The sequence below is a fragment of the Herbaspirillum sp. BH-1 genome (assembly GCF_002870055.1).
Taxonomy (GTDB): Bacteria; Pseudomonadota; Gammaproteobacteria; order Burkholderiales; family Burkholderiaceae_D; genus Herbaspirillum; species Herbaspirillum frisingense.
On the sequence record NZ_PKOI01000009.1, the window covers coordinates 104,155 to 118,528 of the forward strand.

At 64.2% G+C, this 14,374-nt stretch carries 8 protein-coding genes; 6 read left to right on the top strand and 2 right to left on the bottom strand.

Features of this window, described 5'->3' with window-relative positions; all coding sequences use genetic code 11:
* The first annotated feature begins 15 nt into the window (after positions 1-15).
* Positions 16-681 carry an aspartate/glutamate racemase family protein gene (locus HBH1_RS14035; protein ID WP_102663257.1) on the top strand — a complete coding sequence of 222 codons (666 nt, stop codon included), beginning with the start codon at positions 16-18 and terminating at the stop codon, positions 679-681.
* A gap of 33 nt (positions 682-714) precedes the next feature.
* On the opposite strand, the gene HBH1_RS14040 is transcribed toward HBH1_RS14035, so the two are convergent.
* Positions 715-1,557 (bottom strand): aldo/keto reductase, encoded by an 843-nt coding sequence (locus tag HBH1_RS14040; RefSeq protein WP_102663258.1) that lies wholly within the window; start codon positions 1,555-1,557, stop codon positions 715-717.
* 216 nt (positions 1,558-1,773) lie between these two features.
* Between HBH1_RS14040 and HBH1_RS14045 the strand changes: the two genes are divergently transcribed.
* The 4 genes from HBH1_RS14045 to HBH1_RS14060 all read left to right on the top strand — a co-directional run bounded on the left by HBH1_RS14045 (position 1,774) and on the right by HBH1_RS14060 (position 11,315).
* The gene (locus HBH1_RS14045; protein ID WP_102663259.1) at positions 1,774-4,047 is read left to right on the top strand and encodes a CHASE2 domain-containing protein; all 2,274 of its coding nucleotides are present in this window, start codon (positions 1,774-1,776) and stop codon (positions 4,045-4,047) included.
* A gap of 612 nt (positions 4,048-4,659) precedes the next feature.
* The gene (locus HBH1_RS14050; RefSeq protein WP_233207615.1) at positions 4,660-6,309 is read left to right on the top strand and encodes a ShlB/FhaC/HecB family hemolysin secretion/activation protein; all 1,650 of its coding nucleotides are present in this window, start codon (positions 4,660-4,662) and stop codon (positions 6,307-6,309) included.
* Between the two features lies 1 nt (position 6,310).
* Complete coding sequence (locus tag HBH1_RS14055; RefSeq protein WP_102663261.1) at positions 6,311-10,513, top strand: beta strand repeat-containing protein; 4,203 nt, start codon at positions 6,311-6,313, stop codon at positions 10,511-10,513.
* A 22-nt stretch (positions 10,514-10,535) separates the two neighbouring features.
* A complete protein-coding gene (locus HBH1_RS14060; protein WP_102663262.1) occupies positions 10,536-11,315 on the top strand; it encodes a FecR family protein in 780 nt (259 codons plus the stop codon).
* 77 nt (positions 11,316-11,392) lie between these two features.
* Here HBH1_RS14060 and HBH1_RS14065 read toward each other — a convergent pair whose 3' ends face one another.
* Positions 11,393-12,166 carry a 3',5'-cyclic-nucleotide phosphodiesterase gene (locus HBH1_RS14065; RefSeq protein WP_102663263.1) on the bottom strand — a complete coding sequence of 258 codons (774 nt, stop codon included), beginning with the start codon at positions 12,164-12,166 and terminating at the stop codon, positions 11,393-11,395.
* Positions 12,167-12,645: 479 nt separating this feature from the next.
* Between HBH1_RS14065 and HBH1_RS14070 the strand changes: the two genes are divergently transcribed.
* Positions 12,646-14,301, top strand: coding sequence for an HD family phosphohydrolase (locus HBH1_RS14070; RefSeq protein WP_102663264.1), 1,656 nt, complete (start codon positions 12,646-12,648; stop codon positions 14,299-14,301).
* The last annotated feature ends 73 nt before the right edge of the window (positions 14,302-14,374 follow it).

A 14,374-nucleotide genomic window follows, 5' to 3' on the forward strand; every position in this document is an offset into this window, starting at 1 on the left:
TCCGTCGAGACTGGCATGCCGCATATCCTGCTGATCAACCCCAACGCTTCCCGTGCCACCACCGACATGATGGTGGCCATCGCCCGCGCCGAGCTGCCGGCCGCTTATGGCATCAGTGGCGTCAGTGCCGGGCAAGGGCCGGGGATGATCGTCAATGCCGACGAGCTGGCGGCGGCTGCGCCAGAGGTGGAACGCAACTGGCGCGAGGCCGGTCGGCATAGCGTGGGCGCGATCATCAGCGCCTTCGGTGATCCGGGTATCGAACGCCTGCGCGCGTTGGATGGACGCCCGGTGGCAGGCCTGTGCGAAGCTTCGATGCTGGAGGCCGCCCAGGGCGGTCGCCGTTTCGGCATCGCCACCGTCACGCCGGAACTGGCCGGGGTGATCGGCGAGAAGGCGGTGCAGGCCGGGGTAGGCAGACTCTATACCGGTATCCGCCTGACGGCGGGCGATCCGCGTGTGCTGGCGACCGATCCGCAGGCACTGGAAGAGGCCCTGGCCCAGGCCGTGCGCGAATGCGTGGAGATCGATGGCGCGCAGGCGGTGGTGATCGGCGGCGGCCCGCTGGGCCAGGCGGCCATTGCCCTGGCACGGCGATTCACGGTGCCGGTGATCGCACCGATCCCGGCGGCGGTGCGTCATCTGCTGAAGTCCTTGCAGGCGCTGGAGGCGGCAGCCTGAAGATTGCCTGCAGGCCCTTGAGCGCAGCAGCGCTCACAGCATCGCCAGCGGTACCTTGCGGCGGGGCGGTGGAAAGGCGGCATCCAGTTCCTTGAGGTCGGTCTCGTCCAGGGCCAGCGCCAGGCAGGCGCGGTTGGCCTCGACGTGGGCGACGTCGGCCGCCTTGGGAATGGCGATCGCGCCCGGTTGTCGCACTACCCAGGCCAGCGCCACCTGTGCCGGTGTCGCGCCGTGACGTTGCGCTACGGCGTGCAAGGCCGGGTTCTTCAGGATGCGGCCCTGTTCGATGGGCGAATAGGCCATGACGGCCATCCCGCTTTCCTGCGCCTGCGGCAGCAGGTCGTATTCGATGCCGCGGCGGGACAGGTTGTAGAGCACCTGGTTGCACAGGGTGTGCTCGCCCTCCGGTTGCTCCAGCAATTCCGCGATGTCGTCGGTATCCAGGTTGCTCACCCCCCAGCCACCGATCTTGCCTTGCGCCACCAGGGCCTGCATGCCTTCGACGGTCGCGGCCAGTGGGTGGGAGCCGCGCCAGTGCAGCAGGTAGAGATCGATATGCCCGGTGCCCAGGCGCTTGAGGCTGGCTTCGCAGGCGGCGATGGTGCCGCGTTTGCTGGCGTTGTGCGGCAAGACCTTGCTGACCAGATAGACCTGCTCGCGACGGCCGGCGATGGCCTGCGCCACGATGCGCTCGGCATTGCCGTCGGCGTACATCTCGGCGGTATCGATCAGGGTCAGGCCCAGGTCGATGCCGGCCTGCAGGGCGCGTACCTCGGTGGCGGCAGTGGCGCGGGATTCGCCCATGTTCCAGGTACCTTGTCCGAGAACGGGGACCTGCGCGCCATTGCGCAGCGTGATCAGCGGGATGGGCTTCATCTGTGGCTCCAGGAAGAAGAGTGGAAAGAGTGGAGGGGAAAACATTAGAACCCATTTTCGCCATCGGTTCATCGCGCTGCGCCAATGGTGCTCATCCATGCCTGGCCGATCGCCGGTGATGCTGCCAGGCAATATGGCCGCAGCGCGCCGATTGTGGCGGCGTCCAACTACTGGCATGATCGCAGCCAATCAAAAAGGGAATCCGGGGGAAAGTCCATGCTGCGTCGTTTGCGTACCGCCTTTGGCAAATACTGGGCGCGTTGGTTGCTGGCGCTGGTACTGACCGGCGTGGCGGGTGCACAGGTCATGGGCATGCTGCCCAACCGCCTGGTGGAGCGACTGGACCTGTTCTTCTACGACCTGCGCATGCGGGTGGCCAAGCCCGATCTGGACCCGCGCATCGTCATCATCGACATCGACGAGAAGAGCATCGGCGAACTCGGCCGCTGGCCCTGGAGCCGCGACGTGGTGGCGCAACTGGTGCGCCAGATGACGCAGACCTACCAGGCGCAATCGGTGGGCTTCGACGTGGTGTTCGCCGAGCCCGATACCAGCTCCGGTTATGGTCGCCTGGAACAGCTGGCGCAGGGACCGCTGAAGGATGTGCCGCAACTGGCGCGACAGCTGCAGGTGCTCAAACCGGAGATGGACTACGATGCACGCCTGGCCGAGGCCCTGCAGGGACAACCGGTGGTGATGGGCTACAACCTCTCCAATGAGTCGGGTGCCATCGCCAAGGGGCAGTTGCCACCGCCGGCCTTCAGCGTGGCCGACCTGGGCGGTCGTGCACTGGATGTGACCCACTGGCAGGCCTACGGCGCCAACCTGCCGCAGTTGCAGGCAGCGGCCCGCGCGGGCGGCTTCTTCAATCCCATCCCGGATGACGACGGCCTGATCCGCGCCGTGCCGCTCATTGCGCAGGTGGGTGATCATTTCTACGAATCGCTGGCACTGGCGACCTCGCGCGTGGCGCTGGGTGGCAGGCGCATCAAGCCGGTCTTCCTGCAGCGCCAGGATGTGCTGTTCGAGGGGCAGTTGCGCGACTACGGCGCACTGGCCGGCATTGCCGTGGAAGCCAGGCCGCAGCCCCTGTTCATCCCGGTGGAGCGGCACCTGACCACGCTGGTCACCTATCGCGGCGCGGGCGGCCCAAAGGGAGGCGCCTTCCGCTACGTGCCGGCGGTGGACGTGATCCGCGGCACCTATCCGCATGACCAGCTGGATGGCCGCATCATGCTGGTCGGCACCACCGTGCCGGGCTTGAACGACCTGCGGGCCACGCCGGTCAACCCGGTCTACCCGGGGGTGGAAATCCATGCCAACCTGATCGCCTCCATCATCGATGATGATTTCAAGGCCCGGCCCGATTTCGCGCAGGGTTACGATACCCTGCAGGTGCTGCTGGTGGGCTTGCTGCTGGGTCTGCTGTTGCCGATGCTGGGTCCGCTGGCATCGATGCTGCTCACCGTGGGGGCAGCGGCTGCCCTGGGCGGGCTCAACTTCTGGCTCTACGACAGTGCCGGCATGGTGCTGCCACTGGCCACCGCGCTGCTGCTGGTGGCCATGCTGTTTATCTCCAACCTGGCCTGGGGCTACCTGTTCGAGTATCGCAACCGCAAGGCCATCGTCAACCTGTTCGGTGAATATGTGGCGCCGGAACTGGTGGCCGAAATGGCCGCCAATCCGGAAAGCTACAACATGGAGGGCGAGATCCGCGAGCTGACCGTGATGTTTTCCGACGTGCGCGGTTTCACCACCATCTCCGAGAGCCTGCAGCCCAATGAGCTGCGCGAATACATCAACGTCTACCTCACGGCGATGTCGGAAGACATCCGCGGCAATCGCGGCACCCTGGACAAGTACATCGGCGACGCCGTCATGGCCTTCTGGGGCGCGCCGCTGGAACTGCCCGACCACGCCGCCCGGGCGGTCGCCACGGCGCTGAAGATGCAGCAGACCACGCTGCTGCTCAACGAGGAATTCATCCGTCGCAACTGGCCGCCGCTGAAGATCGGTATCGGCCTCAACAGCGGGCAGATGCGCGTGGGCGACATGGGCTCGAAAATCCGCAAGGCGTATACGGTCATGGGGGACGCGGTGAACCTGTCCTCACGGCTGGAATCGATCACCAAGGTCTATGGCGTGGGCGTGCTGGTGGGCCAGGCCACGCGCCTGGCGGCGCCGCAGTTCGCCTACCGCGAGCTGGACCGGGTGCGGGTCAAGGGCAAGAACGAGCCGGTCCCCATCTATGAACCGCTGGCACCGGAAAACGAACTCGACGCCGTCCTGCGCGCCGAGGTCGAACACTGGCATGCGGCACTGGCGCTGGTGCGCGCCCAACGCTGGGACGAGGCCGAGGCCGCCTTGCTGGCCCTGCAGCAGGAGCAGCCGCGTGGTCTGTACACGCTCTACCTGGAGCGCATCGCCCACTATCGTGTCACGCCGCCGGCAGCGGACTGGGATGGCGTGACCACCTTCGAGACCAAATAGACGCGCCTGAAGGACGACGACATCCGGGGCGACCCTCGCATCCTGGCGGTCGTTGTCGGGTGGGGTGCGAACCGGATTTGAAGGTGCAATGGACAGTTGCTCTCACCCCCTGAGGCGGCTTGAAATTCTTTACATCTGGCCGAAGAAATTCATTTCCGCACGGAAATTAGTGTCGACTAAAAGTGGCGCAAACGCCCACTGGAGGCGGTTAAACGACGATTATTGTCGACTCGGTCAGGACTAGTCAGTATACTTTACAAGCATCAATAAGCGGTGCCGCCTGGAAAGGCGGCAGCGTATCCGGCAGCGATCCATCCCTCCCTCAAGAAGGGGAACATCGGTGTCCGGGTGATTCTGCTTCAGGGGTTCCTTCTCGTATTCGTATTTCGCTGTGGGGCGTCATCGCCGTGGACAGGGCATCGTCGTGTCGTCCACGGGCGCGTGCCTGCGCGCCTGCACCATTGATCGGGGTGATCAGTGGTGTAAGGACATGGCGGGAGGGAGCAGGGGGTGCGTCGCGCGGGCGATGCACATCGCAAACAAGAAAACAGGGAGAGCCTTGCCGCAGGCATGGCTGTTGAGACGATGAAACGATGCTTGCCGCATTATGTAATGGGGATGGCGCTGCTGGGCGCAGCCGCGGGTGCCATGGCGCAAACGGCCACGCCCGCGCCGGGTGTGGCGATGTCGGCGCCCAGGGATGAGCGCTTCGATATCCGCCGCTATGACGTGCAAGGCAACAGCCTCTTGTCGCAGTCCCGCATCGATGCCGTCGTGACGCCTTTCACCGGCCCGGGCCGGGTCTACGGCGATATCCAGCAGGCCCTGGAGGCACTGGAAAACGCCTACCGCAGTGCCGGTTACAGCGCCGTCCAGGTCAGCGTACCGGAACAGGAACTGACCGGTGGCGTGGTACGCCTGCAGGTGGTCGAGGCGGTCATCGGCAAGGTGGTGGTGAGTGACAACCGTTACTTCAGCGAACAGAACATCCGCGCCAGCATTCCCGACCTGCGCGAGGGCAGCGCCCCCAACCTGCGCCGCATTTCGGAATCGGTGCAACTGGCCAACGACAATCCGGGCAAGCAGATCAACGTCAACCTGACGGCTTCCGAGACCAGCAACCAGATCGATGCCGCCGTCGGCGTCAAGGATGAAAACCCGCTGCGCCTGTTGCTCAACGTCGATAACACCGGCAGCGGCGATACCGGCCGCTGGCGTACCGGCGTCGCCCTGCAGCACGCCAACCTGTTCAATCGCGATCATGTGGCCACGGTGGCCTACACCACCTCGCCGGACTCGCCCTCGGGCGCCAAGGTGGACCTGTATTCGCTGGGTTACCGGGTGCCGCTGTACGCGCTGGGTGACAGCCTGGATTTCATCTACGGTAAATCCAATGTCAGCTCGGGTCAGACGCTGGCGCTCAATTCCACCCTCAACATCACCGGCCGTGGCGAAGTCTATGCACTGCGCTGGAACCACTTCTTCGCCCGCAGCGGGGAGTGGAGCAGCAAGCTGGTCTTCGGGGCGGACTACAAGAAGGTCGAGTCGTCCTGCGCCATCGCCGGCGGCCTGCTCAATGGCGCCAACATCAACACCTGCGTGCCTTATTCCACGCTGCCGCTGTCGGTCAGCTACAGCGCGCAGCGCCAGAGCGTGGGCCAGATCATCGACTACAACCTGGGCATCGCCCGCAACCTGGCCACCGGCCAGGCGCGGCGCAACGATAGCCTGAATGTGACGGACCGCTATTCGCTCTTCACCGGCTCGCGCCGGTCGATGGACAATTTCATCGCCATCCGTGGCGGCGCGTCCTGGTTCAAGGGCTTCGAGAACGACTGGCAGGTGCGCCTGGCCAGCGCCCTGCAAATCTCACCGCACGCCCTGCCGCCAGTGGAACAGTTCGGCATGGCGGGCGCCAATACCGTGCGCGGCTTTACCGAACGTGCGGTGGCCGCCGACAGTGGCGTGATCCTCAACAGCGAAGTCTATACGCCCGACCTGCTGGCCAAGCAGGAGGTGCGCGGCAACATGCGCCTGCTGGCCTTCTTCGATGCCGGCCGGGGCGCCAACAACAACGTGACCTCCGCTTCCACGCTGCCTTCCACGGTGACGCTGGCCAGCTTCGGTGCCGGCGTACGCTACACCCTGGGCCGTGATTTCAGCCTGCGCCTGGACGTGGCGCGCGTACTGCTCAATGGCAATTCGGTGACCGAACAACGCGGCGATCTCAACGCCCATCTGAGCGCAATCCTGGGGTTCTGACATGACTTCGACATCCACCTCCGCTTCTGCTTCCACGCAACGCCCGGTCCGGCCGGCCATCGAATTGCTGCCGCCGTCGATCACGGTGCGGGTGGGCAGGCGCAAGCTGACGCTGTCCTGGCGTCCCAGCAAGCCGCTGCCGCAATTGCTGTCGCGCCTGCTGCGTCGCTCCTGGCAGCGTCTGCTGGCGCCGGGGCTGCGCATCTCGCTGGTGGCGGCCGCCGTCTGCGGCGCGTGGCAGGCACCGGTACTGGCGGCGGCACCCGCGCCGGGGACCTTGCCCAATGGCTGGAGCGTGGTCAATGGCAATGTCACCTTTACCCAGAACGGCAACACGCTCAACATCAACCAGCTCTCGCCGCAGGCCATCGCCAAGTTCGCCTCTTTCAGCATCGGCGCCGATGCGGCGGTCAACGTGAACCAGCCCAATGCCGCGGCAGCGCTGCTGGCCAAGGTGACGGGCGCGGATATCTCGCAGATCTACGGCAAGCTGTCCGCCACCGGCACCGTGGTGTTATACAACCCCAACGGCGTGGTGATCGGCCCCAGCGGTACCATCGATGCGGCGCGTTTCATCGCCACCTCGCTGGCCATCAGCGACAGTGATTTCCTGGCCGGCAAGCTCAACTTCGCCAAAGAGGGTACGGCCGGTCTGGTGGACAACCAGGGCAAGATCGAATCGGCCACCGGTGGCAGCGTCTACCTGATCGGCAGCAGCGTCTCCAACAGCGGCATCATCAAGAGCCCGCAGGGCGAGGTGATCCTGGCTGCCGGCCAGACCGTGACCCTGGCCGATACCGCTACGCCGGGCGTGACGGTCAACGTCACCGGTAGCGCCGGCAACGTGACCAACCTGGGCAGCATCACCGCCGAAGCCGGGCGCATCGGCGTGGCTGCGGGCCTGATCACCAACAGCGGCGTCATCAGCGCCTCCAGCGTGGTACGCGAAGGTGGTCGCATCTTCCTGCGCGCCTCGCAGGACCTCACCACCACGGCCAGTTCCAGCATCACCGCCGATGGCACCAAGGGCGGCAACGTCACGCTGTTCGCCAGCAACAAGGCCTTCATCGATGGTGATGTCTCGGCCACCGGCGCGCCGGGGCAGGGCGGTTTCGTCGAAACCTCGGGCCTCAAGCAACTGGACGTAGTGAAGGTGCCCACGGTCGGTTCGGGCGGCACCTGGCTGATCGATCCGTATGACCTGGAGGTGGTGGACAATGGCACCCTGACCGGCAGTGGTGGCAGCTGTGGCACCTCCTATGCCGTGTATTCCGGTGAAGACGGCTCGCAGATCAGCGCCAGTACCATCAGCAACCAGCTCAACAACGGCACCAGCGTGCGCCTGAGGACAGGCACGGATGGCGGCGACCAGGCCGGCAACATCACCGTCAGTGCCGCCATCGAAAAGACCAGCGGTGGCGACAGCACGCTGACGCTGCAGGCGGCCAACAACATCACCATCAACGCCAACATCACCAGCACGGCTGGCACGCTGGACCTGAACCTGGAAAGTGGCTATCAGGAAGTGCAGACGGAGAGTTTCAGGGTGGCAGTGGTCAGTTCCAGTCACCAGACGACCATCGGCAATAACGCCCGGGTGGTGCTCAACGGTGGCCAGATGACGGTCAAGGATGGCTCCAGCAACGGTGACCTGCTCATCAGCAATGGCACGGTCGATCTCGGCACGGGGGGGCTGCTGACTGCGGCTGCCCTGCAGCTGGGCAGTGCCGGCGTGTTGACGATGAGAGGCAGCCAGCTCAACGTCGATTCGGTGAACAACAACGGCACCGTGAACCTGTTGGCCGGAGGCCCCAACAGCCTGTCCGTGGGCAGCGGCGGGATCAGCAACAACGGTACCATCAACGTCAATTCCAGCGGTTCGGTCACCTCCAGTGGCGATGTGGTCAACAATGCCAACGGCAAGATACTGTTCAATGCATCCGGCACGACCCTCAATACCTCGGGCAATGCCACCTGGACCAACAATGGCACGCTCAACATCAGCGGCCTGAACCAGAACCTGAGCCTGGATGGTTCCAACGGACTGGTCAACAATGGCCAGATGAACCTGGGCAACCAGACCTCCATCATCAGCGTCAGCAATAGCGTGACCAACAACGGCACGCTGACCATGGCCGGCGCCACGATCAGCGTCAAGCAGATCACCAATGCGGCCAACGGCACCATTTCCGGAAACGGCACGCTCACCGCCAATGGTTCGGTCATCAACAACGGTACGCTGGCGCCGGGTGGCGATGGCACGGTGGGTAACCTCACCATCAATGCGGGCAGCTTCGTCCAGAATGCGACGGGCAAGTTGCTGATCGATATCGCCAGCGCTAGCAGCTATGACCGCGTCACCTTCAACACCAGCTCGGTCAACCTGGACGGTACCCTCAAGACACGACTGCTCGGCAACTATGTTCCGACGAGCAACGCCAGCTTCGGTGTCTTCGATTTCGGTCAGAGCGAATCCGGCCTTGATGACAGCTATTTCCGCTACGTGACAGGCGATGTGGTCAAAGTCGGTAGCGACGAGAAGATGATCAAGGCGGTCTACGGCACGGACGGCCCGCTCAGCCTGCAGTTCAGGGGCGCCGAGACCTTCTACGCGGCTAACAGCGAGAGTGGTTGGGGCAGTCGCTACAGCTGGGTCGACAGCCAGGGTGAGCGCACCAGCGACACCTATCTTCCGACCCAGATCGATACCGTGATCATCGCGGCCAACACCAGCCTGCGGCATGACAGCGGGGATGACGTGATCGGCAGTCTGCAGATCGCCCAGGGTGGCCAGCTGTATCAGCAGAGCGGCAACCTGACGGTGCGTAATAGTTCCAGCATCCAGGGCACGGCCAACATCAGCGTCAACTCATCGGCGAGTGCCGATACCACGACGGCCCTGATTCTCAATGGCACCACCAGCGGCAATGGCACCCTCAACATCGGCGGTACTGACATGATCGAGGGGGAGACCACGCTCCTGAAGGGCAGCGTGACCATCGCCAATGCCTCGCAGTCCGGCATGACGGTCAATCTGACCGCCGGTAACCTGACACTGGGTGGCGATGTCCGCCTGTCCAACCTGACCGTCTCCAACGGCACCGTGACCGGCAATACCGGCTCGCGCCTGGTGGTGGCCGAAGGCTTTACCCAGACCGGTGGCAACCTGACCCTGGCCGACGCGGCGCTGTCGCAGGCCAGCGGCGCTCTGGCCGTAGGCAATATCACCGCCAACAATCTGGTACTGGAAGCGCAGAGCGGCAACGTCAGCCAGAACAGCGGTACTTCGCTGCGGGTGACGCGGCAGTTGATCGCGGCGGCCACCACCGGCATCAAGCTCAGCAATTCGGGTAACCAGGTGGCGGGCTTCGCGGCCAACAACAACGGCACAGGTGACATCAGCCTCACCAATTCGCTCAATACCAGCGACGCCAGCGTGGTCAGCATCAATGGCGTGAGCACCACGCGCGGCAATATCAGCATCGACAATACGGGCGGCGCGCAGACCGTGGCCATCGGCAGCAGTGCCGATTTCCTCGGCAGTCTGCCCACCAGCGCCAATGGCACGGTCACCAGCGCGGCCAGCAAGCTGTCGCTGCTGGGCATCAACACCACCGGCCAGGTCAAGAGTTCCAACGGATCCGTGAGCCTGGTCACGCATAGCCCGCTGACCATCGGGTCGGGCGGCGTGAGCGCCACCGGCAGCATCACGTTGACCGCGGGCGCCTCCTCGGGCAGCAACGACACGCTGATCGTCAATGGCGTGCTGGTCTCCACCGGTGGCAACATCACGCTCTCGGCCGGTGATTCGATGACCATCAACGCCAACATCTCCACCTCGCCGCCGGGCGTGGCGCTGCTGTCGGTGGATTCCGGCGCGGTGATCGGCTACGCGCAAGGGGTGACCATCACCGACGCCAACGGTACCCGTACGCCGGTGGCGGCCAGCAGTAGCAGCACCAGTAGCAGTTCGGCCAACAGCCAGACCGCGCAGGCGGTGCAGCAACAGCAGAACCAGCAGAGCCAGAACCTGCAGACCACGCTGAACAATGCGCAGCTGTCGGATTCGGCGGCCTACCATACCGGCGATGTCCTGCAGCAGAACAATGCCAACGGCCAGACCGTGGGCGGCACCGCCGACAATTTCGGCGATGAGGGTGGCGATCGCAAGCAGGCCAAGAAACCGCTGCCGATGTGCACCTGATGAACCGGATCAAATCACGCCTATGAACTCCTTCAAGCAAAACCTGCCGGGACTGGTCCGGCAACAAGTGGCCGCGCAACTGCTGGCGTTGAGCCTGGCGCTGTGGCTGCTGGTCCTGGCTGCCCCGGCCCATGCGCAGGCGCAGCCGGTGGTCGGCCAGGTGACCCACCTGTCGGGCGTGCTCACGGCGCGTCATGCCGATGGTTCGCGCGTGGTGCTGGCCGTGAAATCGGCCATCCTGCAGGGCGATACCCTGATCACCGAGCGCGAGACCTATACCCGCGTCAAGTTCCTGGACAATGCCGAGATCGTCCTGCGTCCGGGGACCGAAGTGGCGGTCAACAAATACATCTACGACGAGAAGGAACCGAAGAACGACTCGGTGGCCATCGGCCTGGTCAAGGGTGGCCTGCGCGCCGTGACCGGACTGGTCGGCAAGCGTAATCACGAAGCCGTCAATTTCGATACGCCCACAGCCACCATCGGTATTCGCGGCACCCACTTCGGCGCGCTGTACTGCCAGAACGATTGCGGTGGCGTGCCGACCCCCAGCGGCCAGCCGCCAGACAACGGTCTGCACGTGGATGTGGTGAGCGGCGCCATCGTGGTCAGCAACCCGGGTGGTTTGCAGGTCTTCAGTGCGGGCCAGTTCGGCTTCGTGCAGTCGAGGAACGTGCCGCCAGTGATCGTGCCGCAGTCGCAGGGCGTGCAGGTGACCATGCCGCCGGCCATCAGCAGCAACGGCAACAACGGTACGCAGAAGATTGGTGCGGCCAAGCTGGATGCCTGTGTAGTGCAGTGATGCATTCGCTGCAGCAAGCCTGAAAAAAGGGCGCCGACACTTGTGTGCGGCGCCCTTTTTGATGAAGCCGGCCGGCTTCAGAAGTCGAGCACGGTCCCGGTGGCCAGCATGCGCGGACGGTGCATGCCGGTGCCGGCGACAATCTCGCTGGCAATTTCCTGCAGTTGGCCGGGTTTGGCGTGGGTGACCAGTACCTCGGGCGTGCTCTGCAGTTGTTGCAGCTCCTGCAGCAGCAGGCTGGGGCAAAGGTGTTTGGAGAGCAGCGCCAGTTCGCGATCGCGGTTGGCGAAGGCGGCTTCGATGATCAGGTAGCGCAGGGTGTCGATGCGGTTGAGCGCTTCCCACAGCGCCGGGCAGATCGAGGTATCGCCACTGAAGGCGAGCGAGGCGCCGCTGTGTTCGTTGCGCAGGTGGTAGCCCACCGCCGGCACGGTGTGCGTGGCCGGCAGCGGCGTGATAGTGCGCTGGCCGATGCGGACGGCCTGGCCTTGCTCGACGGTGGCAAAGCGCAGGAAGGGTTGCTCGGCATTCGGGATGACGCTGAAGTCGGGCCAGATGTGCCAGTTGAAGATGTGCTTGCGGATGATCTCCAGGGTCTGCGCCGTGGCGTGCATGGTCAGCGGGGTGCTGCGCTGGTCGCCGACGCTGTCGATCATCAGCGGCAGGCAGGCAATGTGATCAAGATGGGCGTGGGTGATGAAGACGTGGTCGATGGCGGCCAGTCGCTGCAGCGACAGGTCGCCCACGCCGGTGCCGGCGTCGATCAGGATATCGTCATCAATGAGCAGGGAGGTGGTGCGCATGCCATTGCCACCGATGCCGCCACTGCAGCCGAGAATTTCTACACGCATCGTCGTTGCCGCTTTCAGGGTGTTAAGGTCCCTGCAAGATCATGGAAGCTCGTCAGGGATGCGCGTTGCAGTCCGGAAACCCGCGCCGGGACTGACTTTGCGGAAAATGTGGCAAATTATGCAACAGATTGTGATGGTAAGGGATTCAGCGCGGTAGTGCAATCAGGATATCCCTGAGCTCAGCAGTTGCGGCGCGGCATCGGGAAATGCGCCGCACGCCGTCGGCGCGGCCGTGACAAGCGTAGAATTGGCGCCCAAATCCCCCCAAGTTCGCTGCAAGACGGCGTGCGCCGTCGTTCTAGAATCGACAAGATGCCCGAAAAGCATCTGAAGAAAACGCGGGTTTGCCGGCCGGCAATCACCGGGTCATGTCCATACGCCAACGCATCAGGGAGCAGCATGTCGCCAGCAGTCCATCCAGCAGCCCGAGCCTGCCACCACGGCCCGTGCCACCACTGCCGCGCTGGGGAGATGGCAGCATGAATATCCACGACCTCAGTCCCAGTGCCGGCCAGCATCGCGACATCGCACACCGGCTGGAGCGGCTCACCGAACTGTGCCGCGAGCTGGGTAGCAATCGCGATATCCCCCTGTTGCTTGAACGCATCCTGCTGACCGCGCGCGACATCACCCGCGCCGACGGCGGCACCCTCTATCGCATCACCGAAAGCGGCGACGCGCTGAGCTTCTACATCTCGGTCAACCAGACCCTCAAGATGCACCAGGGTGGCAGCAGCGGTCAGCCGATCTCGATTCCCGATATCGCCCTGACGCTAGCGGACGGCCAGCCCAACCTGGCGGCGGTGGCGGCCTATTCCGCCAATACCCGCAATTCGGTCAACATCCCGGACGTCTACCAGGCCAGTGGCTTCAACTTCAACGGCATGCGCCTGTTCGACGAGAAGTATGGCTATCAGTCCAAGTCCATCCTGACGGTGCCGATGCAGGACCACGAGGGCGAACTGGTGGGCGTGTTGCAGCTCATCAATGCCATCGACGCCGACAGTGGCGAGCCGGTCCCCTTCTCCGAGACCGACCAGCGCTTCATCGAGGCGCTGGCGTCGCAGGCGGCCATGGCGATGACCAACCAGCAATTGATCGGTCGCCTGGAAAACCTGTTCGAAAGCCTGATCAAGCTGATCAACATCGGCATCGGCGAAAAATCCCCGCATACCGGCCGCCATTGCGAGCAGGTGCCACAGCTGGCGATGATGCTGGCCGAGGCGGCCCACAATGCCACCGAAGGCCCGCTGGCTGATTTCAGCATGACCGACGCCGACCGTCGCGAGCTGTGGCTGGCGGCACTGCTGCACGATTGCGGCAAGATCGGCTCGCCCAGCCATATCGTCGAGAAGGCCACCAAGCTGGAGACCATCTTCGACCGCATCCACCTGATCGATACCCGTTTCGAGGTCCTCAAGCGCGATGCCGAAATCCGCATGTTGCAGGAAAAGCTGGCGCTGGGCGCGGACCTGAGCGCGGACAAGTCGGCTGCGCTGGAAGCCGCCCTGCAGGCCGACGTGATGCAGATGGATGAGGAGCGGGCCTTCCTGCGCAAGATCAACTATGGCAACGAAGGCATGCGCGCCGAAGACCAGCAGCGCGTGCTGGATATCGCCGAGCGGACCTGGCGCGGCCCGGATGGCCAGCTGCGCAAGCTGCTCGACGACGAAGAGGCCGGCAACCTGCGCATCCGCGCCGGGACGCTCAACGATGCCGAGCGCGCCATCATCAACAACCACATCGTCATCACCATCCGCATGCTGGAGTCGCTGCCCTGGCCCAAGCAACTCTCGCGGGTCACCGAATTCGCCGGCGGCCACCACGAGCGCATGGATGGCAAGGGCTACCCCAAGGGACTGACACGGGACCAGATGTCGGTGCAGGCGCGCATCATGGCGGTGGCCGACATCTTCGAGGCCGTCACTGCCGCCGACCGTCCCTACAAGCGCGGCAATACCCTCAACGAGGCGGTGGAAATCCTGGCCGGTTTCAAGGCGCGCGACCATATCGACCCGGACCTGTTCGACCTCTTCGTGCGGGAACGCATCTACGAAAAGTATGCCGAGCAGTTCATGCATCCCAGCCAGATCGACGAAGTCGACCTGTCGCGCATTCCCGGTCACGGTGGCTGAAAACCGACACCCGGGCCAAGCTGGGTTATGCTCACGGCTGCATAAAGTCACCCGTCATTGAAGACGAGCCCGC